The 21,281-nt window shown below is 41.5% G+C and carries 21 protein-coding genes; 4 read left to right on the top strand and 17 right to left on the bottom strand.

What is annotated here, in order from left to right:
- Positions 1 to 841: 841 nt before the first annotated feature.
- The 14 genes from DXD04_RS15915 to DXD04_RS15840 form a co-directional block, all read right to left on the bottom strand.
- Complete coding sequence (locus DXD04_RS15915) at positions 842 to 1,270, bottom strand: DUF3997 domain-containing protein (RefSeq protein ID WP_117674121.1); 429 nt, start codon at positions 1,268 to 1,270, stop codon at positions 842 to 844.
- 71 nt (positions 1,271 to 1,341) lie between these two features.
- Positions 1,342 to 1,926, bottom strand: a complete 585-nt coding sequence (locus DXD04_RS15910) for a GAD-like domain-containing protein (protein ID WP_117674120.1) — start codon at positions 1,924 to 1,926, stop codon at positions 1,342 to 1,344.
- A 75-nt stretch (positions 1,927 to 2,001) separates the two neighbouring features.
- Positions 2,002 to 2,394 carry a hypothetical protein gene (locus tag DXD04_RS15905; RefSeq protein ID WP_005650147.1) on the bottom strand — a complete coding sequence of 131 codons (393 nt, stop codon included), beginning with the start codon at positions 2,392 to 2,394 and terminating at the stop codon, positions 2,002 to 2,004.
- A 1,183-nt stretch (positions 2,395 to 3,577) separates the two neighbouring features.
- A complete protein-coding gene (locus DXD04_RS15890; RefSeq protein WP_117674117.1) occupies positions 3,578 to 4,045 on the bottom strand; it encodes a hypothetical protein in 468 nt (155 codons plus the stop codon).
- Between the two features lie 74 nt (positions 4,046 to 4,119).
- Positions 4,120 to 4,710 carry a T6SS immunity protein Tdi1 domain-containing protein gene (locus DXD04_RS15885; protein WP_117674116.1) on the bottom strand — a complete coding sequence of 197 codons (591 nt, stop codon included), beginning with the start codon at positions 4,708 to 4,710 and terminating at the stop codon, positions 4,120 to 4,122.
- A gap of 27 nt (positions 4,711 to 4,737) precedes the next feature.
- Positions 4,738 to 5,346 (bottom strand): hypothetical protein, encoded by a 609-nt coding sequence (locus tag DXD04_RS15880; protein WP_117674115.1) that lies wholly within the window; start codon positions 5,344 to 5,346, stop codon positions 4,738 to 4,740.
- A gap of 161 nt (positions 5,347 to 5,507) precedes the next feature.
- A complete protein-coding gene (locus DXD04_RS15875; RefSeq protein WP_229035412.1) occupies positions 5,508 to 5,963 on the bottom strand; it encodes a hypothetical protein in 456 nt (151 codons plus the stop codon).
- Between the two features lie 5 nt (positions 5,964 to 5,968).
- Positions 5,969 to 6,280 carry a hypothetical protein gene (locus DXD04_RS15870; RefSeq protein WP_117748554.1) on the bottom strand — a complete coding sequence of 104 codons (312 nt, stop codon included), beginning with the start codon at positions 6,278 to 6,280 and terminating at the stop codon, positions 5,969 to 5,971.
- 64 nt (positions 6,281 to 6,344) lie between these two features.
- Positions 6,345 to 6,779 carry a hypothetical protein gene (locus DXD04_RS15865; protein WP_117674113.1) on the bottom strand — a complete coding sequence of 145 codons (435 nt, stop codon included), beginning with the start codon at positions 6,777 to 6,779 and terminating at the stop codon, positions 6,345 to 6,347.
- A gap of 44 nt (positions 6,780 to 6,823) precedes the next feature.
- Positions 6,824 to 7,282: a hypothetical protein gene (locus DXD04_RS15860; protein WP_229035413.1), complete on the bottom strand. Its 459-nt coding sequence runs from the start codon at positions 7,280 to 7,282 to the stop codon at positions 6,824 to 6,826.
- Between the two features lie 72 nt (positions 7,283 to 7,354).
- A complete protein-coding gene (locus tag DXD04_RS15855; RefSeq protein WP_117674124.1) occupies positions 7,355 to 8,050 on the bottom strand; it encodes an Imm43 family immunity protein in 696 nt (231 codons plus the stop codon).
- Positions 8,051 to 8,122: 72 nt separating this feature from the next.
- Positions 8,123 to 8,713 (bottom strand): T6SS immunity protein Tdi1 domain-containing protein, encoded by a 591-nt coding sequence (locus DXD04_RS15850; RefSeq protein WP_117674112.1) that lies wholly within the window; start codon positions 8,711 to 8,713, stop codon positions 8,123 to 8,125.
- Positions 8,714 to 8,866: 153 nt separating this feature from the next.
- On the bottom strand, positions 8,867 to 9,964 hold the full coding sequence (locus DXD04_RS15845) for a toxin-antitoxin system YwqK family antitoxin (RefSeq protein WP_117674111.1): 1,098 nt from the start codon (positions 9,962 to 9,964) through the stop codon (positions 8,867 to 8,869).
- A 45-nt stretch (positions 9,965 to 10,009) separates the two neighbouring features.
- Entirely contained in the window at positions 10,010 to 12,523 is a 2,514-nt protein-coding gene (locus tag DXD04_RS15840; RefSeq protein ID WP_117674123.1) for a tetratricopeptide repeat protein, read from the bottom strand.
- A 721-nt stretch (positions 12,524 to 13,244) separates the two neighbouring features.
- Here DXD04_RS15840 and DXD04_RS15835 point away from each other — a divergent pair.
- The 4 genes from DXD04_RS15835 (at position 13,245) to DXD04_RS15820 (ending at position 19,558) form a co-directional block, all read left to right on the top strand.
- Complete coding sequence (locus DXD04_RS15835) at positions 13,245 to 15,509, top strand: rhomboid family intramembrane serine protease (protein WP_117674110.1); 2,265 nt, start codon at positions 13,245 to 13,247, stop codon at positions 15,507 to 15,509.
- Positions 15,510 to 15,540: 31 nt separating this feature from the next.
- A complete protein-coding gene (locus DXD04_RS15830) occupies positions 15,541 to 17,253 on the top strand; it encodes a DUF4026 domain-containing protein (protein WP_117674109.1) in 1,713 nt (570 codons plus the stop codon).
- A 74-nt stretch (positions 17,254 to 17,327) separates the two neighbouring features.
- On the top strand, positions 17,328 to 18,401 hold the full coding sequence (locus tag DXD04_RS15825; protein ID WP_117674108.1) for a glycerate kinase family protein: 1,074 nt from the start codon (positions 17,328 to 17,330) through the stop codon (positions 18,399 to 18,401).
- 41 nt (positions 18,402 to 18,442) lie between these two features.
- Positions 18,443 to 19,558 (top strand): hypothetical protein, encoded by a 1,116-nt coding sequence (locus tag DXD04_RS15820; protein WP_117674107.1) that lies wholly within the window; start codon positions 18,443 to 18,445, stop codon positions 19,556 to 19,558.
- Positions 19,559 to 19,576: 18 nt separating this feature from the next.
- On the opposite strand, the gene DXD04_RS15815 is transcribed toward DXD04_RS15820, so the two are convergent.
- The 3 genes from DXD04_RS15815 to DXD04_RS15805 all read right to left on the bottom strand — a co-directional run bounded on the left by DXD04_RS15815 (position 19,577) and on the right by DXD04_RS15805 (position 21,246).
- Positions 19,577 to 20,143 (bottom strand): metallophosphatase domain-containing protein, encoded by a 567-nt coding sequence (locus tag DXD04_RS15815; protein WP_117674106.1) that lies wholly within the window; start codon positions 20,141 to 20,143, stop codon positions 19,577 to 19,579.
- Between the two features lie 193 nt (positions 20,144 to 20,336).
- Positions 20,337 to 20,672 carry an MBL fold metallo-hydrolase gene (locus DXD04_RS16985; protein ID WP_259299579.1) on the bottom strand — a complete coding sequence of 112 codons (336 nt, stop codon included), beginning with the start codon at positions 20,670 to 20,672 and terminating at the stop codon, positions 20,337 to 20,339.
- An 82-nt stretch (positions 20,673 to 20,754) separates the two neighbouring features.
- Entirely contained in the window at positions 20,755 to 21,246 is a 492-nt protein-coding gene (locus tag DXD04_RS15805; protein WP_117674105.1) for a hypothetical protein, read from the bottom strand.
- Positions 21,247 to 21,281 lie beyond the last annotated feature (35 nt).

Here is a 21,281-nt window from a genome sequence, read left to right as displayed (position 1 = left end):
TTTATACCCTAATAAGCTGCCGGAAAGTGAACGGGTATGCTTCGGAATATGTATTAATGCTAATGGTTAGAAAAGAGCATAGTCAGATGCTTTCTTTCGTTGTTACCAACCTATTAAATCTTTATTATATTATTTTCAGCCAATGCCGATGTGTTATCATGAAATAAAGCAATACAGCTAAAAATGGGTAAACCATCCAAGAGATAATGAACGATAAACGTTGGCTTTTAAACAATAAAGGTTTTTCTCGTATTATCTCAATTCCCTTTCCCTTTCTTACATAATATCTATTAAAAAAATAATATAGAATATAAAATATTGGAACAAAGAAAATAAACGGCAAATCATAATTGAAATTCTCTTTTATCAATGGATAAATCAATGCAATTATCGGTAGAAATAATATTCCACAGAATAGTAATATTGTTCTCTCATGTGGATCTTCCAACTTAAATTTATCCCTATTGTATATAAAGAACTGATAATACATCGCATCAAAAAAGAATTTAATCATAAAGAATTATTAGTTTTGTTAGTGATATTTTTACCATAATTCTTCTGCAGAGAAATCGCCTAAGAAGAAATATAGCAACATAATTATTTGCAACAAAATATACAGACCTGTCACAAAGCATATTGTTAGTATTATTATTTTCTTTACACCTTTATATTTCTTCTTTCTTAATAAAAAGAGTAGCAACAGTGAAACCGCTATAAGTATCATATTTATTACACATGCTATCATATCTATTTTATATTTTGGATTTATAATGATATTGTCACCACTAATAATCTGATAATAAACGACATAAGACGTCATCTTTTCTCATTAATAATATATTTATAACTCCTTAAAAGTTATATCATCCGGTACACCTAATTCTTTCCGCTTGACTTCAAAATCCTTTTTACTGAATGCCCCAAACTTATTTTCTTGTGCTTCCCATGCTTTTTGTGTGTTGTTTACGGGAATAATATAATATTCGGTTGTATCCTTATCATAACGGGGTAAGGAAATGCCCATGCTGTCCTTAAAAGCACGATATGCCTTGACAAGAATAAAATTATCATCATATCCCACTGCATAAACACTGGCTCCCGTTATTCCCGTATAGGGTGAATCATTTTTCTGATGATAACACACATCCATATCCTCCTTGGTATCTACCGCTATCAGGTAATAGTTTCCTGTAAGATGCCGTTCATATACGAACCCGCAGCTTTGCATTATGAGTAACAGTAAAAAAAGCAATGATATGACTGTTTTCATACGTTCAATTATTATTAATAGTTCAGCAAGGAACGCTGTCAAACGTTATCCCGGTTTGTTAGTAATATATTCTATCGCACTCGCTTCAAATCCCCGATAAATTGGAGTGACATTTCTATATACGGAATAGCTTTTAGAATTTTGATACTATCGATTGATTCTATACCACCCGATGCCAATGCTGGAACGTATCCGTAACATTCATCCAATGCAGGAACACCCTTTTCTGATTTTATCATAGGATATTTATTTAAGGAAAACCATGATTCCAAACAACTTTTGTTGAAAATTACCACATTCAATAGTATATCAACATTCTCGGATAAAATCTTGAATGTTCCGTATCTTACATTGATGAATACGACATAATTTCCTATCACGGGATTCTTAACATAAGCAAAAATATCTCCAAAAACAGTTGTCATAAATGGAGTTGCTGTTTCATATTCATACAAAGGATAACTATAATCTACTATTGTCTTATATTTATCGGGGTTAATAATTCTGAACAATCCATCACAAAACGTTCCAAGTCCAACTTCTTTCCAAAGTTCGATTATTTGTTCCGATACCGCATTAGCATATTTTGCAATAAAAGTATCATCTATCGTTTGGCGAGTGCTGTTTAGGCTCTTATCTAAAAACTTATCGTACATATTAATTGCTTTCTTTATTACTAATGGTTTGGTGAGAAACAGCGTTAGCTGTTATCTCGACCTTGTTAGATATATTTAAGGAATCTTGGGAGATAAACAGTATTCTTGAAGCCATTCTTCTTCCAATTCTTTAGCGATTCCATACTTTGAATACTCATCTTCATAACCTTCATGCCACATATAATAGTGAGAACCTTCATTTGCGAGAAATATTTCTTCTGCTCGTGCAATAGTGCTACAATAAGAAATATAAAGAGGAAAAATAGAAGCAAACATACTTATATCTTCAAAGGGAGAGTAAAGAACTGATTCGGTATCAGTTATGACAAATAAAGTTATATCTCTATTCTTATCCTTACTGCAAATACAGACTTCACCTTGATTAACCTGTGGTAAATCACATTTCTCTTTAAGATATAAATAGAAAGACTGGATATTTGAAATGTACTCTGGTATTTCAATATCCATCTTTTTAATAACGTCCTTTATACTCACTATTATATTAACTGTATATCGCATGAATCAATTATATCTAATGGTTCAGCAGGGAACGGCTTGCCGTTATCCTGCTTTGTTAGTGAAATATTCTTTCTGCTATTATTTTGTCAGAATAAACCTTAAAGTTATACCAAGACAAGCCATAGACATACTATAAGATAGTATATACCATATAAATAGTTTCCAAAATTTCTGTTTCCTGAATTTCTTGAAATAAGAAACATATTTATCGTTCCTATCTATAAAAACATGATAAGTAAAATATATCATTATACAAAGAATAATTATTAGTAATCCCAATACCATTTTGTTATTGAAAAAATCATATTCTTCTATATCTGTTTTTATAGCTATAGCATCCAGTATTGTAAGTAAGTTAATCAGTATTGTAAACGAGTTAATGCAAATAAATAAAATAATTCCTGTGTCTGCCATACTAAGAATCTTAACCGGCGGTTTCTTTTTATTTTCTGAAAACCACATCGATTTATTATACATCTGCTTAAAGTTGTTTACATATTTCCAGTAACCATTGCTTTTGCAGAACTTTCGTGTACATACATTGTCCAATATAGAGAAAACAAGCCAATCAAGACCTTTTTGTACCTTATGAAAAATCATATAATTACAATAGTATAGCATATTCATAAACAATTCTATCCGTTTCATCTTAATATGTTTTCGCTAATGGTTTGGTGAGAAACAGCGTTAGCTGTTATCTCAACCTTGTTATGAACTTATTTTATTATAAAAGATTAATATGGCATATAAAATTTATCTGCCATAAACAGCAATACAATTAGAATAATAAACGGTAATATTAAAAATAGAATAGCCCATATATTGGAATATTTCTCATACGATTCGTCCTCTCGAATTTTCAAATACCGTCGTTTATAATGATAATAGACATACAGAATAATCCATATAAGAGGAAAGGCAAGCAGAAAAAGTGATCCCGGATTAACACTTGTAGCTGCCCAATAAATCAAAGCTATATCTACTCCGTAAAATATTATTACGGTACTTAACACACTTGGAACATGCCAAGAATACATACTTGTATCTGAATGTCGGGTGAAGTACTCCGTCTTATACCATAAATATCCTATCATATATTGCTACTGTTTATAATGGTTAGAAAGGAGCATCGTCAGATGCTATCTTTCGTTGTTACTAACTTATTTATAAACTTCAATCCAGTGAATAAACACCAAATCCCCCAAAGAGGATAAATAATGCCGCATAATACTGCAAGCATATTCAATCCTCGTTCATCTCCCGTGAAACCATCTAAATTGACAGCTTGCAATATGAAGTTTGTAATTTGCCAATCTAATAGACTTTGGTCTATACAGATAAAGGCAAGCCACAAAATGACAGAGCAACATTCCAAGCCCAGCAATAACATTATCACTTTAGGCTGCATTGCATATAGTTTATAGACCTTGTAGATTAGCAATACATCTGTAATAATAAGTAAACCTAAAAGGCAATATTCCATAATACCATATATCTCGAACAGACGACTAAAACCTAAGCCACCACAAAATAATGTTATGGCTATCAGTAAAGCACTGAAAGCAGTCAATGATACTATGGATTGGACGGTTTTATTCATCGTTCTATTGTTAGTAATGGTTCAGCAGGGAACGGCTTGCCGTTATCCTGCTTCGTTATCAACCTATTCTATATTCACCATTTATCTGCAATTTCAAATTCGCCGATTGTTTGGGTACAAATGTCAATGTACGGAATAGTCTTAACTATCTTGATGTTTTCAATGTCTTCACTTCCTCCCAAAGCCAATAGTAGAGAATATCCGAAACACTCATCATAATCTGGAGTTCCGAGTTTTTCTTGTATTACAGGATAATTTTCTAAATCAAACCAGCCTTTCAAAAAACTTTCATTTACCATTACCTTATTAAAAATCGCACGAAGATTGGCAGGAAGTATTAAATATGTTCCGTATCTGACATTCAGATAAACGACGTAATTATTCAGTCTCGGATTCTTTACATAGGCAAAGAGATCGCCGAAAGCCGTACACATGAATGGTAGAAATGATTGGTCATCCTCCTTTTCAAAACAGGAGTTTATCACATCCTGATAATCGGACGGATTAATGAGCTTAAACAGCCCATTACAATAACTTCCCAACCCGACCTCCTGCCATAAAGTATTCAGTTCGGGATAAGACAAATCAGCATATTTAGCAATAAAAGTATCATCTACTGCTTGCCTCTTACTATTGAGGCTTTTTTCTAAAAATTCTTCGTACATATTTCTACGTTTTATGGTTGATAATGGTTAGAAAGGAGCATCGCCAGATGCTATCTTTCGTTTTAAATATTTATTATCTTTTCCTACTTGAGCGTATAGAACAAAAATTGCCTTTATGATTCGATTATTACAGTTAAATGGAACATAAGTCACCTTACTGTCAATACTTAACGTATCACTTGGATACTTCAAACAAGAATGTTCATTTTGTAGCAAAACTTCCATTTTTGAAAAGTCCACAGAACTGTATATCGGATAGAAACCGGAAAAACAAGTAGGCGTTATATAAGCAATTTGACTTTCATAATCAAAAAACAAAAAACGATTTCCGTCTGCTACATTATCGTACACAGCAAAGCTATCAAACTTTCTTACACCCATGATTGTATAGCTTTGTATGAAGTCAATACTACTATCATCTACCGCTTTCAACTCAAAAACAACATTCTTTTTACCTTGCTGATTAAAACATAACCTATATAGAATTTCAGATTCTGTTTTTTCCGTTTCTATATAAAGGGAATCTTGTTCAGCCAAAGAATGATATTTTGCAGAACTTTGTTCCATACAGCCATTTTCCGCTATGACATAGCTAAGTGGAAAAAGGAGCAAGCAATATAGTATAAATATTCTCATATCTGTTATATCTAATGATTTGCTTGAGGAACAGCATTAAGCTGTTATCTCAACCTAGTTAGCAAAATATTATACCCATTCTAATATTGGGTTAGGTCTATGAACAAGATACTGTCTGTTACCCGGAATTGAAAACATTATTCCAGTAATGTAATTTCATACTAAAATTCTTCTTTACTTTCCAATTCCACCTTCCCTCTGGAGTAAAATGCAATGGCAGCCCTCAACTCCCGATGGTTACAGAAATAATCATCCAGAAGGATTGTCTCGTTGTAGTTCTGGTTAGTACGGAGAAACAGTTCTACATGCGTATATCTACCATACACTACCACATATCGGCAATACAAGATTTTATTCCAAAGCAACAGCTTTCTTTTGGGAGTAGTGATTCCCTGTTCACTGATTCGGATGACATGGTGCCAATGCCGGATACCCTTCACCAAAAAATAAAAAAATAGGCCTACGGGAATCCCAAAAACCAGTCTTTCGGACAGCATGTCCCAACAGAGCCATATATAAGCGATACACAACCCGGCTTCCACAAATGTACTGATTTTCTTCCGTGGAATGACCAAAGGTTCAGAAAGATTGAACGGATAACGCATACCAATCATCATTTAAATCATTGTTCTATCATTTTAAGGTAATCAATCATTCCTAATATATCATTTTGAATATAGGTAAAGTCGTAATGTAGAGCATAATAGTTGGTATCTGCCTTATTCCTTTTTTTAGGCATATAAACATCTACATTAAAAAAACGATGTTCGGGTAAAGAACAAAGTTCTATGATATTTTTAACCTTTTCGGATATGCACTGTTCTCTTTGATATATTCTCTCAAGGAGAATTTCGGCTGCTTTTTTCCAATAGTTCTTTCTATACTCAGCAGAACTTGTGTCCTCTATTTCTAATACAAAGTATTCTTTGTTCATAGACTTTCTGTTTTTGTTAATGGTTTGGGTGAGAGACAACGTTAAGTTGTTTTTTGTTATAAACTTATCTTATTCCTTTCAACTCCTCTTTCATTTTCTCTTTTAGGTAAAAGAACAACAAAACATGCCAACACAAGTCAAAGGAGAATACGGCTTCTTCCTTTCTCCCTAATGCCTGATAGAACTTACATACATTCCGATATGCCATAAAAACAAATACAAGATAGATAGGCGCCAGCATACAAAGACTTAACACCAAGACACAGACAGCTATCAGTGAATTTCTACAATAAGCTTTGTATTGTATCAATGCTTCTTCGTAATCGGAATTTTCCCAATAACCGAATGTTTTCAAATCCTCAACGCTCCAGCCTCTTTCTTCCAATAAATTAATAGCATAATCACGAATTTCATCATCATAGCCGTAACGCTTATAATTTTTCACAACATCTATTAGCTTATCATTGTCAAATCTCTTTAGAATATCAAAATCTTCCATAAAAATTTGTTTTATTGTTTATAATGGTTTAGTGGGGAACGCAGTCAAGCGTTATCCCGGTTTGTTAATAACTTTTTTCTATTTAACAAATACGAAACATTTGTAAATAAGAATAAGTAAAAAAGAATCCCCTGACAAACAACCCATAATACTATAAAATCATCTATTGGTGGAGGTATAAGAGAATCATATGGAGGTTCCGGATGACCACTACATAATTTATTCAGCTCCTGCATCTTAAAGTAATGTCTAAACGACCATGCTAAAAAAATAAATATTATAAATTGTGAAGATATTCTGAAGTTGAGCTTATGTAAAGACAAATCGTAAATCAGATATGCAAGAACACCTGCAAAAAGTAAAGCTGCCTGTAAAAAAGGAGCAAAGTCCATGCCTCCACCTGTATCAGATGGACTTACAATCCACACCAATAACAATAATAGTACTCCCAATACTAAAAAGTAGATGATGTGAGGTAAATAAGTCAATATTCTTATCTTCATGTTTCGTTCTATTGTTATTAATGGTTTGGTGAGCAACAGCGTTTAGCTGTTATCTCGACCTTGTTAACGATTTTATTTCACAATCATAAATTCATTTCCATATGGATAAAAGTCATTATCTATCCATAGTTTGGAGTAGTCTGATAATTTGTAAATTTCAGGTTTATACAGATTCAATACCTTATCCAAAACTCTTTCTCGGAATATTATACCATCTTTATATTCTATACTATTCAAAACAAAGAAATTCTGTTTGATTGAACTGTCTTTCAGTTTCATATCAGGATATACTGTAAAACAAGTACCTAGTTTTTTTTGAAAGTCACTCTGATATGTTATGCCTTTCCCGAAATGAAAATAATCGTTATCAAAATGATTTATACGTAGAGCATAGTATTTCTTATCCGTTAGAGATTCGTTTTTCTTGTCTACTACCTTGACAGTTGCAATATCATATTTATCGATAAACCCATTTTCTTGAAGTAAAGACAAAAAATCTTCCGATACGATTTTGAGTTCTATACTGCTTTTATCAAGAAAATCAAATTGCAGGATTCCCGGTTTCTTGTTGCATACAAGGAATAAGACGGGAGGTAAATTCTCGCGCCATCCGTCATTATTTTGCCACATCCATTGCCCGAGATTCTGAAACTTCTGCCTTTTACTCTCATCGTAAGTATCACAGATATCAGATCTACCATACTCCAATAATCCTTTAGGAAGTTTACCTATCCCATATCGCCAAATATAAAGTTCTTCTGTATTCATAATTATTATCGTTAATGTTTCAGCAGGGAACGGCTTGCCGTTATCCTGCGTTGTTATCAACTTTTTTCAAACTCAAAATTTATCTGAATCTTTGAATCTGCCGATTGTTTGTGTACTTATATCTATATAAGGAAGTGTCTTGACAATCTTGACATTTTCAATACTTTCACTTCCGCCCAATGCCAGCAGTGGAGAATATCCGAAACACTCGTCATAGTCCGGAGTTCCCATTACGTCTTGAATTACAGGATAATTTTCTAAATCAAACCAACCTTTCAAGATACTTTTGTTAAAGATTATTTTACCCAACAATAATACGAGATTATCCGGAAGAATTAAATATGTTCCGTATCTTACATTCAAATAAACAATGTAATTTTTCAATCTTGAATTTTTTACATAGGCAAAGACATCACCGAAAGCCGTACACATGAATGTCAGAAACGATGTGTCATAGTCCATAATATAACAAGAGTTTAGTACATCTTGGTAATCTGACGGATTTATGATTTTAAGCATTCCATCACAATAGCTGCCCAGTCCAACTTCTTGCCATAGAGTAGTCAGTTCCGGATAAGACAAATCGGCGTATTTAGCAATAAAGGCATCATCAACTGTTTGCCTGATACTATTGATGTTCTTTTCTAAAAAAATCTCGTACATACACTTATTTACTTTATAGTTGATAATGGCTAGACAAGAAGCTGCGTTTAGCAGCTAACTTGGCATATTAATAATAAATAACGATATAACTGTTTTCATACGCTCTATCATTAACCGGCCTTTCCAACACACAGGATTATTAAACCATAATTCCTATTCTTCCCATTCCATCTCCAGTTTTCCATTGATGTCATAGCGTTTCCATCGTCCGGTGCGATGACCATTGCGATATGTACCTATTTCTCTTACTTTATCGTTCTTTACATATCGTGACTCAAAAGGACCAGTCTGTCGACCATTGACGTATGTACTTATTTCCCAATAATCGAAACGGTTATCGCGTACCAATGATTTTGCTTTACCGTTAAGACGTCCGAACTGGTAGGTTGCCTCATAAATAAGTTCTCCAGTTTCAGGGTCGTATTCTCTATAAAATCCGTCATAACGGTTATTCTTTTTGTAAAATTCCTTTACTCGTGATCCGGTCGCTCTGTCGAAACGAACCTGAAGTCCTTCTTCGTTTCCGTTATTGTAAGTCGTTATATGAAGCGTATCTCCACTTTCTGCTATCTGTATCCAGGTACCATCCTTTTGACCATTATTGTAATGGCCGATAGTACGAGGCTGACCGAACAAGTAAAGTTGCTCAAAGTCACCATCAAGCAGTCCTTGTTCATTGTAATAGGATGTTTCTTTCAGTTCGAATGTACCCTTTATGTATGAATATTGTTTGCCAATCTGTTTCCCATTCTTATAGTTATGTTCCCTCCGCAGAGTTCCGTCAAATTCATAATACAAATCCTTCCCATCCTGTTTTCCTTCTTTGTAGAAACGCTCCATTTCCAGCTTGCCGTTTGTATAGAATGTACGATGTGCCCCATCAAGTTTTCCGTCCTTGTAGGATTTTTCTTCTGTCACTCTGCCTTCATCATCAAACTTCTTGAAGATTCCATTCTTCCATCCCTCTCTGTATGAGCCTTTGGCTTTCAGCTTATTGTACACATATTCCTCATAATCACCATTGTAGAGACCATCTTTGAACCCGGCAAGAATGTAAGCAGAATGATAACCGTCAATGATACGATGTTCGCCATTGAGAGGTTTATTGCCAGATATATCTCTGTGAAGAATACGCCCGTCTCCCAAATTGATTACAGTGACACAATCTATAGAGTATTCTTTCTGTGCATTTAGTGATGATACACACAGCATGGTTGCCAGAAGCAGCAGATAATAGTTTATTCGTTTCATGTCATTTGTTTTTAAAGTTGATTTTATTCTTTAAACCCTTTAATATCAATCACCGCTTTCATTTGAAACGGGTGTGCCATCCTTGTTCAACCACACCTGCACATATCCTTCATCCGGACCTTTCAGCTTGTACTCTAAGAGAATGGAATAGTCAAGTCCTAAGACAATGGTTTCAAGCGCTCCTTCCTGATTTTCTGTAGTACGATGTGCAGCCCAGCGTCCGTCATCCAGTGCATCTTTCACCATTACCAGCCAGTCGGCCTGTAGTTTAGAAAGCCCCGCCTCGTTCATCTTGAACACTACTTCTACCTTGCCATGCTGCGTCTGATAGTTGAAGCGGCAATAGGGTGAATTCTTTACATAATCAGTAACCAGTCCGGGGGTAAATATCCGATGGAAACGAGCAAGACCTTCCGGATTGACTGTCAGACAGGAAATGGTACATCTCTTATCGTCAGCCTCTTCATCCAGCCCGTTAAGCAGGTCGCGGTCTGCATCCGGATTTATCCAGTGGAACTCCATCTGTTCAAGTGAGGCTCCCAGCTCTATCTCCCGGCCCAATGTCAGGAACTCATAATCGCCCGGTTCAAGTGAAAGCCCCTGCTTTACGGCTTCCAGCGCGCCTTTCTTATCGCCGAAATAATAACGGAGTTTTCCTACCTGAAGCCATATCCAGGGATAATCGGGCTCTTCCTTTGCTCCTTGCTCGGCATATTTCAGGGCCTCTTCCAACCGACTGCAATACATCAGCGCACAAGAGTAACGATAATACCATGTGGCACATCCTTTAGCATTCTTTTCCGAATCGGGCATCCACTGCATGGCACGGTAATAATATTCATAAGAGGTCAGGTTGATACAGCTATACGAATACCACAAGGCTATCTGGAGGTCAGCCCGGGCCTGTTCTTCTGTAAAACGGCCTTCCTTGACACCTTTCCTTACAAAATCTACAATGTAGCTGAACATTTTTCCGAAATAACCGGTGGCCCCTTCATGAAAAGCTTCCAGCGCACGAAGGTCTTCTGCCGAGAGCAGGGAACCGGTGTCCGGATGTATGCCCTGTTGATGAGCTTCTTCTTCGACTGTACGTTCCCATATTCTTACCGTACTTACATCACGGCGGAAAGAATGGAAGTATGCCCACGGCAGATTGGTGTGTGAAAAGACATCGGCAGCAACCTCTAATAGTTTCCTTAAATCCCAGGCCATAAAATCCAGGTATCCGCAATACAGTCCCGTAGCTCCCCCCAGAAAAGCTACCACATCATCGCCAGCCTGCTTCCGGATTTTCTCCTGCAAGTCATCCCTGAGTTGCTGCATTTGTTTCGTACGTTCCTCTCCTTCTACAGCTTCAATTGCCGGATAAATAAAGAATCCAGCCACAATGCCATCCTGATGAAGCTCATCCATGGCATCTGGTTCCGCACTTAAATAGCCGTTGATAAGTGCAGGCACACAGGCACTCCCTGTAAAGACATCCAGACGCCAGTCGGCATTTTTGTCTTCTTCCGGGCTCAAGTTATAGTTGATACGATTGTGAATCAGGAATTCTTCTGCATCTTTGTAATCGGGCAGATTCATTGCCTTCAATGCGTCAGAAAGTACGGACAGCTTGGTGCTGATTCCCTTTTTAGGTGTAGCCGTCAATTCGAAACTGCGAATCAGAGACAGGTAAGCAATTTCACCCAGCTCGTGCGACATCAGGTTGGCCACCATCCACCAAGCCTTGTTTTCGTTTTCTTTCAGCAGAGGAAGCAGTTTCTCACAATAAAGAGTAAGCACCACCTGCTTGCCTTTTATCTGTTCTATCCACACATCCACATCTTTTCCTTTTACTTCATATTCATCTATACGAATTGTGGAATGAGGATTTTTCTGACGGCCTACTATAATGTCCCAGTTCTTACGCACGGATGCCGGAGCATGTTGTTGGAAATAAACCAGTGGAAACAGCTTCATCCGTTCTCCTTCAGGACTCAGCACCAGTTCATATCGGTCCTTTTGACAACCAAGTTCGAATGCCGTGTCACTCAGGGCGATGGAAAGGACACGCTCACAACGGCTAATCAGTTCTTTGCTACGCTCATGGCGTATATCTTCGCGCATAATCTTGCGCAGCCTTGCTTCTTCCCGTTCAAAAGCAGCCCACGCCTTTTCTGTACGTTCACGAAAGGTCTTGTTAAACCGGGGCAACGACAAATCCTTACGGCATGCTTCTATCATTTGCTGGGTATCCTCATCACCAGGACGTGCATCCAGGGCCTGCCGGAAATAGTGGAGCGCTCTTCCCTCTTGCTCTAAATAATAATAAGCATAGGCTATGCGGAAATTCCAGCAATGGTCCCCCTTGAAATAGTTTTCATGGGGTTTCAGTAAGGCAAGGGATTTTTGAAAAAGGTGCCTGTCTGTAGGTTCGGCCAAATTGTTATAAGCACGGGCCAGTTCACTATCCAACTCCGGAGTGCGCTGGTCAGCTGGAATAGTTTCAATGGCATCTATTATTTTTTGAAACTCGTCTTGTTCATTCCACTGTTGGCATTGTTCTATAAGGTTCATAAGTTTTGATTTTCTGTGTTTTACATCTATTTTCATTCATCAGGATTCAAGGAAGTTCGTCAGGGGCAAAAAACGCCTTTACGTTTGTGTGAAAACGCTTTGACGTTTTACCTGAAACGTACTTGCGTTTTACTTGAAACGCAAAGGCGTTTGACAGCAAATGCACTTGCGTTTTTTTCACTTCATTTGCATGGAGTGAACACAGACCAAGGCACAGCCTCCATAGTCCCCATATCAAGTAAACCGACTTCAAGTAATTCTTTCCTACCTGTTTCCTCCTTATTTTGTCTGTACCCTGAGTTTTCTGTCCTAAATTCTGTTACACAAAATTTATTTTGCACACACACCAACCATTCATTTGCTCAAAAATACCACAAATTGATTACCATACCTCATTTCTCCACTTAATATGTCTTAAAAAAACGACCACGCGGTCATAATTTAAGTTTTTTATACTTTTCAGTCTACAAATGAAGTTCCCAAGTATATTTTCTTATTAATTACATAGTTTTTTGCAATTATTAAAAATATATTAAAACTTTCCGAAGAAGTTGTTTTTATCAATTCATATACCTAATTTCGTTTCGCACGAATTAAAACAACCTTTCATACCATTAAATGTCCGCTTCCATTTTATTAAGCCTGGACCCTTCTGTAAAGCACACACCGAAAAGCCAGCATTTGATTTGAAACAAGAATTACTACACTAAAAAATTCAATTATGGCAATCGGATTTAAACCTAAAGCAGAAATGACACTCAGTCTTCCCGGCTGTAGCCCAAGCGAAACCCTGCTGGTTGCGGCAGAAGCAGCCAGACAGTTGGGCTGGCGAGCGGGAGGCATGACACGCACAGAAGCTGTATTCTATACTCCCATGAGCATGAGGTCGTGGGAGGAAAAAGTAACACTTCGCGAAATAAACGGACAGATTGTGGGCACCAGTGCCTGTTCTACCATACAGATAATAGACTGGGGGAAGAACAAATCCAATCTTAAAAAGCTTTTCAAAACCATGCAGTGCTTACACAACAGCCACTGCATTACAAATGACAAAGAGAGCGTGCATCCCTACATTGCCTATACCAGTGAGCAGAAAGAGGCTGTACAGGCACACATCCGCAAATATTTCGGCAGCATCAACGCCATTCTGCGAAGCGAAAAGACAAACTCTCCGGTAGAAATACTTCTCGTAGCTCCAACCAACCGATATGATTATTACACGCTGGTCACCTGTGGAGCGGGTGCCAGTTCCATGAAAATGCCACATAAGGATCTCCCCTCCCGGTGCGAGTTCTGCATCAGCCTTCCACCGGAATGGAACCCCGAAAGCAATGAACCGGAAGACAGATGGCCCGTGGAGTGGCTGTTCCGGTGTGCTGAACTTACCCGGCAGAAAGACATCTGGCTGGCATGCGGACATACGGTATCCGACGGCAGCCCATTGCATGAAAACACAGCCATGGAGTCCCTCTTGCTCCTTTCCCCTGAAGAACGGGATGAACAGGCCGGAGAATGTACATTGCCCGATGGTGAGAAAGTAGCGTTCTACGAACTGTATCCCTTATATAAAGAAGAAACCGAATTCAAGCAGGCTAACGGACTGGCGAATCTACTTGACAAACTAAAAGACTGTTCACACATTGCCCGCACTGACCGTAGAAACACCTGTGAAGGTTACAGCGCGTTTCATTCCGCAGAAAACGACGGAGTCATACTGGACGATAGCAACAGAATGACATTCCGTTCCATACTGACCCCACGAAAAGGCAATATGGCCACTCCTATTTTGGTATACATCAATGTAGCCATCTTCCTACTAATGGTGCTCTGCGGAGTAAATTTCCTATTCCCGACGGGTATTTCCATCCTTAAATGGGGAGCCGACTTCGGTCCGCTTACCCTCTCCGGCGAATGGTGGCGCACGTTTACCTGCAACTTTATCCACATCGGGGTCATCCATCTCCTGATGAATATGTATGCCCTGCTTTATATCGGTGCCTACCTGGAACAACTCGTGGGTACCGACCGGCTGAGTGTGGCATACGTGCTCACCGGACTCTGTTCTGCATCTGCCAGTCTGATGATACACCCTGACAGTATCAGTGCAGGGGCTTCTGGAGCAATCTTCGGATTATACGGTATCTTCCTTTCCTACCTTCTGTTCCATCGCATAGAACGTCACCAACGGCGGTCGTTGCTGTACAGCATCGGACTCTTCGTCGTGTACAACCTGCTCACTGGAGCCCGAACGGAAGGAATTGACAATGCAGCTCATGTAGGCGGACTGGTAAGCGGCTTGCTGCTGGGAGCAGGCTACGTGCAGGCCGACCGCATGCAAACAGACAGCCGGGCCATTTCCCGCATCGCCGAAGGAGTACTTCTGGTACTCTTCATACTGGCATTTACCGAACAGACACGTCTTGCTCCATCAGAATACGAGGAAATACAGGCAGCATGGAAAAGCGGAGAACTGGAAAAATATGCCACTGAAGAAACAGATGGAGAAGAAACTGCCAACTCTGACACCCCCGTCTTGTCTCCTCCCACCACGACCGACCCTGACAAATGGGAAACTTATACTGTCGACCAGCTTGGATTCAGCTGTTCCTATCCGGCACACTGGATGACACAAAAATCAAACGAACAATGCATTCTCTATTTGCTGGATGAACAAAACAGCATAGCAATCAATCACAACAAGTTTGATACTGAAGAGGAACTGGACGAGATGCACCGCACCATCCTGCATTCCATGCAAGGAGAACCAGTTGAGAAAATAAACGTCCAGGGAAAGGAGTTCGAAAAAATATCTGTTCCCATGGACTATCCGGTAGCTGGAGGAGGCACCATCCATGTGCAGCAGACCCTGGTATTCCGGCTGGACCGTGAAACACTCGAAGGCTATCTGATTATCTGCTTAACCACAGACGACAGCCATGAGGCTGAAGCCCAGAAGCTGATAGAATCCGTACAATTGAAATCCTGACAGAAATACTCACCTTAAAAACACATATCTTATGAAAAATCAAAATGACATGATAAAGGAAGTGCAGGCACTTCTGGAAAAAGGACAAATAGAAGAAGCCATCCGACTGATGGAATCTGTTCCCGAAGCAGAACGAGGTTATGAACTCACCGGTCTTCTGGCACGTGAATACGCAAACTATGGCCACAGTATAAACCATGGAGAATCTTATCTGCTCAAGTCACTGGATTTGTTAGAATCGACCAGAGAAGAAGGCCGGAACGACCCGAACTGGCATTGCAGAATGGGATACGCGCTGATGCACCTGGAGCGTGAAAAAGAAGCTATACCCTATTTCGACGCCGTCATGCAAATGATAGATGATGACCCCGAAACCCAGGAATTCTGGAGTGATGTAAAAGAAGCACTGGAAGAATGCCGGCGTGTGACCGACTTCCTCGCCTCTCCTTCCGAACAGCCTTTATCCTATTACGAAGAAAAATCATACATGCTCGCCATTCCCTGGAGCGACCAGGAAGACACCCTTTTCGACCGCGAAGAAAAGATCAGGCGCATCAGCCGGATGGAGGGAGTAGAAGTATTGTCCGTGGCTTCCGAGAACGACGGTGAGCAACCTTTCATTACCATCAGCTATCATGGAGAGACTTATGCTGTCGACCTCTCTCCTTATCCCGCTTACGACAGTTACAAATCAATACAGCGCAGACACATATTTTCTGATGAAGAAAATGAAGAACTGGCAAAGGCTGAATTCGGCCTGATGGTTATCATGCCTTTCGGAAAAGACCATAAGTCATCCTTCCACTTCCAGCTCAAGCTCATTGATGCCCTGATGCCGGAACCGGTGGCCATCATTGACGAAAGTGCCGAACAGATTTTCTCCGGACAATGGGCCCACCTGGCAGCTGCTTCAAATACTCCTCCCAGCCCACAGTACATCTATCAGATACATGCCGTGACGTATGAAAAGGACGAAGTCTGGCTTCACACACACGGACTGGCCCGATGTGGCTTGCCGGAAATAGAAATTCTGGATGCCGGAAAGAAAAACCTGAACGAAATTGGAGAAGTGATGAACACCATGGCTTGCAGTCTGCTTGACAACGAAGAAATTCCGGAAACAGGAGAACCGGTATTGCTGGCGCGATTTGCTGACAACTCACCATTAGTGGGCACACTGATATCATGGCCTGAAGCACTGCAACGATACCCTCAGGAGGTAAACGGAGGACTCCAGCAACGTAAATATGGACACAACACCCACTCCTGCATGCTTTTTGCCTACCCAAGCGAAGAAGCCATGAATCAGCATCAATATGTGCCTATTACCGACCTAGCGGACAAAATGGACGATAACCTGCTGTGCATGATTACCAATGCTGAAACACGGCGTATGAAAGACATGGCCCTTGAGCGCCTTGACTATATGAGAAGAGCTTGTGCATCCGACCCGGAATCGGCTATCGTCAAACTGGGGCTGACGGTCGATCCGGAATTCGCAGACCCCGATGAAAAGGAACAGAAAGAACACATCTGGTTCCGCATGAAAGGTTTCATCGGCCCCGACACATTCCGGGCAGAAGCACTGAACGAACCTTACTATATCAGCTCTTTGCATTGTGGTGACGTAAATGTGTATCACGTCTCTGAAATCACCGACTGGCGTATCCTGACGGAAGACGGACAAATTTCTCCGGATGACATTTACCTGCTTAACTACACCGTTTCCGATTCCAAAAGCTGACATCACACCAATGTGCTTGCAGTCTTCCGCCTATTTTTAGTAACTTTGCAATAGTTACTAAAACCCACTCACTCATGAGAATTCTGCTCGCCATCGATTCATTCAAAGGCTGCCTTTCTTCAGCAGAAGTAGAGGCAGCATTTTCTCACGCCCTGACAGCCCGCGGGGCAGAAGTCCGTTCCCTCCCCATGTCCGACGGAGGCGAAGGGATGCTTCCGGCCTTTATCACCGCCCTCCACGGGCAACTTCTCCAAGCGAAAGTACACGACCCGCTGATGCGTCCCATCACCGTCTGCTACGGCATTGCTCCCGACGGAACCGCCGTCATTGAAACTGCACAAGCCTGCGGACTGACGTACTTGTCTGCCGAGGAACGCAATCCGTTAGTAGCTACCACCTACGGCGTAGGCGAACTCGTGGCACACGCCATACAGCACGGATGCCGGCGCTTCCTTATCGGACTGGGCGGAAGCGGTACGAGCGATGCCGGAAAAGGCATGCTTCAGGGCCTGACCGACTCTCTGGCTCCCGGTTGCACGATAGAAGACGTGTTAAACGGTCCTCTGTCCGACTGCCACTTCATACTGGCCAGCGATGTACACAATCCGCTCTACGGACCCGAAGGCGCTGCTCACATCTTCGCCCCACAGAAGGGAGCCACTCCCGAGATGGTGGAAGAGCTGGACCGACGCGCCCGTCAGTTTGCCGAAGAGTCCGCCCGGCGCATGGGCAGAGACGCATCCTTCCAACCCGGTGCCGGAGCTGCCGGCGGACTGGGATACGCCTTCCTGCAATATCTTCAGGCTACCACCCAATCGGGGGCCGACCTCCTGCTCGACCTCTGCGAATTCGACACCCTCCTGACACATACCGACCTCGTCATTACCGGCGAGGGACATGCCGACCGTCAGACACTCATGGGCAAGCTTCCCGAGCGGGTGATGCGGCGGGCACAGGCACAGCATGTTCCCGTCTGGCTGGTAGCCGGAAAAGCCAGCGATGCAGAATCCCTGCTGAATGCCGGATTCAGTCGGGTGGACAGCCTTACGCCCGACGGTATGCCCCTTGAAGAAGCCATCCGTCCGGAAGTCGCCCGGAAGAATATCCACCGGTGGGTAGAAACCGTATGGAATCAGCTGAAAAAGTAGTATCTTTATCCCGAAATACACACATCCAAATTCCTAAAAACATGAAAGCTTATTCGTTACTGTATCTGTCGCTGTGTTCTTTGGTAACACTCTATGCGTGTCAGTCGTCACATACTACCCAGATGGAAAAGAAAGAACTGAAAATGCTGGAAGATTCCCAGCCGAAATCTGAAGAAGAAGCCTTCGAGAATTTTTACACTCCCTCCCACGAAGCTCTGATTAATTGGGTACTCACCGACACCGCCACTTTCTCCCATCCTTTCACTCAAAGCATCAAAAAGGAATACGTCACCATTGCTACTTCAGACGACAAATGCCTGCGCATCTATTCATGGAATACGGGCGAAGGCGGAACCATGATCTGCTGGGGCAACCTCATCCAGTACAGAAGCGGAACGGAAATAAAAGCTGTCCACCAGTCGCTCGACATGCTGCTGCATCCCGACGGCGAGCACGATGAAATCGATTTCGGCAGCTACATCGACACCATCTATACCTATCCCTGTACAGACGGCAGCAAGCTGTACATGGTCGACGATTATTTCAGGATATCCAGCAACTACTCCGCCAATTCCCTGGTGGCTATGCGGATAAAAGATGGAAATCTCGTCAGTGCCCCTTGCTTCGTACGCCACGGCAAACGCTCAGTCACCATAGGCTTTGAACACAGCATTGCTGACTGGTACTTTCTTGCCAATCTGGGCGAAGGATGGGACTGGCTTTTCCAATACGACAAGAAAGCACAAAACCTGTATGTAGCCACCACAGACAGCATGAACTGCATTTCCGACCGATACGACATCTACCATTTCAATGGCACAGATTTTGTCTATCAGAAAACCGGAGCTCCTTTCTGGCTGCATCCTCAGTTACACCACTACCAACGACTGGAACTGTTTTTCAGAACGAAAGATTACATTATCCGCATCGACAATCTGGACGGAGAAACCATGCGATACGCTTCCTGGAAAAGCACACAGCAGATGTCAGATACTCCCGAACTGGTGCTGAACGGCAACTATGTAGAGAAGGACAACACCTTCCTCTTCTCAAAAGGCAGCTACCGCTATGTGGTAACCATGGGCGACAAAGCCACCCTGAAAGTACAGCACAACGGAAAAACCATCCTGCAACAAACTCAAGAAGCAGAAGAATAGAAGTACACTGCCCTGACATCATAAGGCAAACAACCGGGGCCGGCGGCACAACCTGTTGCAGTTGTCCGCCAAGGCCCCGTTGGAAAACACAACATCCTCCATCTTCATCACTCCCCAATCTTCGTGAGCATGCCCATATAGGTGATAGCGGGGCTTCACTTCCAACACCCGCCGGCGAAGCGGTGCATTCCCCCAATGCGTTCCGGCCGACTTGTCCAGTAACATCACCGGAGGCTCGTGCGTAAGGAGTACATCCACCCCATCAGGAATCAGACTTTCCGGATGATTGTAAGCCAGGCCGAAGAACCTCACCCCGTCTATCACGCACCCACGGTCTTGCAGAAAGTGCATACCGTCGGGCAGGTCCTCAATCTCCTCCGCATCCCAGAGGCACAAATCATGATTCCCTGTCACAAATAGCTTATGAGGATACGGAAGTCCCGCAAACCAATTCAGGAAGTCAAGTACTTCCTCTTCCGTTCCGTTTTCTGTAAAATCTCCGCAATGCACCACCACATCCGCCTCTGGAAGTTCCGCCAGCCGCGCATGTTGATTATGCGTATCTGATAATTGAAGAATTCTCATTGAATTGAAATATGAATGTTATCAGTTTCTGTTTCACCCTCTCCAAACACCTTATAATCGGAAAGCCCCAGCTCCTCATACCTATGGCCTGCTTCCTTATGAATAGAAATAATCCCTATCCGAGGTTTTACAGCCTGGCATACCTCTCTTAAAGTCTGTACATCGGCATGACCGCTTGTGTGAAAACCATCTTTTACTCCATCATATATCCTGCCCGGAAAAAGGCTGCGAATACGACTTTCCCTAAAAAGCCATGTCCACGGAAGTCCCCCGTATGAAGAATCCTTTTTCCTTCACACTCAATCAGCAACATATACGCATCGAAAGCTGAATGGCTCACAAAATACGGCGTAACGAATATCTTGCCTTTGCCAGATATATCCATACATCTGGCGGTATGGTAAGTACGCATTCTTTTCACCGCTTCCACCAGCTTTGTATAATCACCGTGAGCCATCAAGGCCTCATACTTACCAAGCAACACTTCTTTGGCGCCCGCACCATGATATCCAGGAAGATTGCTCCCCAAATCAATCAGCACCTTACAGTCTTCCGTTGATATTTCTGTAATGCATCCTCCTATCTGGTTGGCCCCCGATGAATCGTGATGTTCATAGTTTCAAGAGCGGTTTCTGTTCGTCCATGATGCAGATGCACGGCTGCCCGATTTCGTCACACGCCTTCTTGAAACGCTCCATCTCCGGGCCCGCGTATGCCAGATAGAATTCAGGCTTCTCAACCGGGATTTTTACACCCTCAAGTTCTTTCGGCAATATTCCAAACTCTACCTTTGCCGACAATACACCTTCCATTTCCTGTATAAATTCACGATATCCCTTGTCGCTCCCTAAGGTATCCTTAAACTTGGCGATGTGATCTTGTACTCCAGACTTCATATTTTTATTAAAAGAGCCATCCCCTTGCAGCCCCGTAGCCCCTATTCCCTTTTTCAGTTCAATGACAGCCAGCCGATAATTCTTTCCTGGCTGTACGGCAATGAGGTCAAAGCGAGGATGAGAATATTCATTCGAATGATAGCTGACACTTTCATCGTCCGTAACCGAAAACTCAATATCTATCACAATGTACATATTCCGGAGCATACCCGTTCACTTTCCGGCAGCTTATTAGGGTATAA

Origin of the sequence: Phocaeicola plebeius (assembly GCF_003437535.1) — a bacterium.
In the GTDB taxonomy this organism is placed as follows: Bacteria; Bacteroidota; Bacteroidia; order Bacteroidales; family Bacteroidaceae; genus Phocaeicola; species Phocaeicola plebeius_A.
This window is presented reverse-complemented; position numbering and strand designations above follow the sequence as displayed.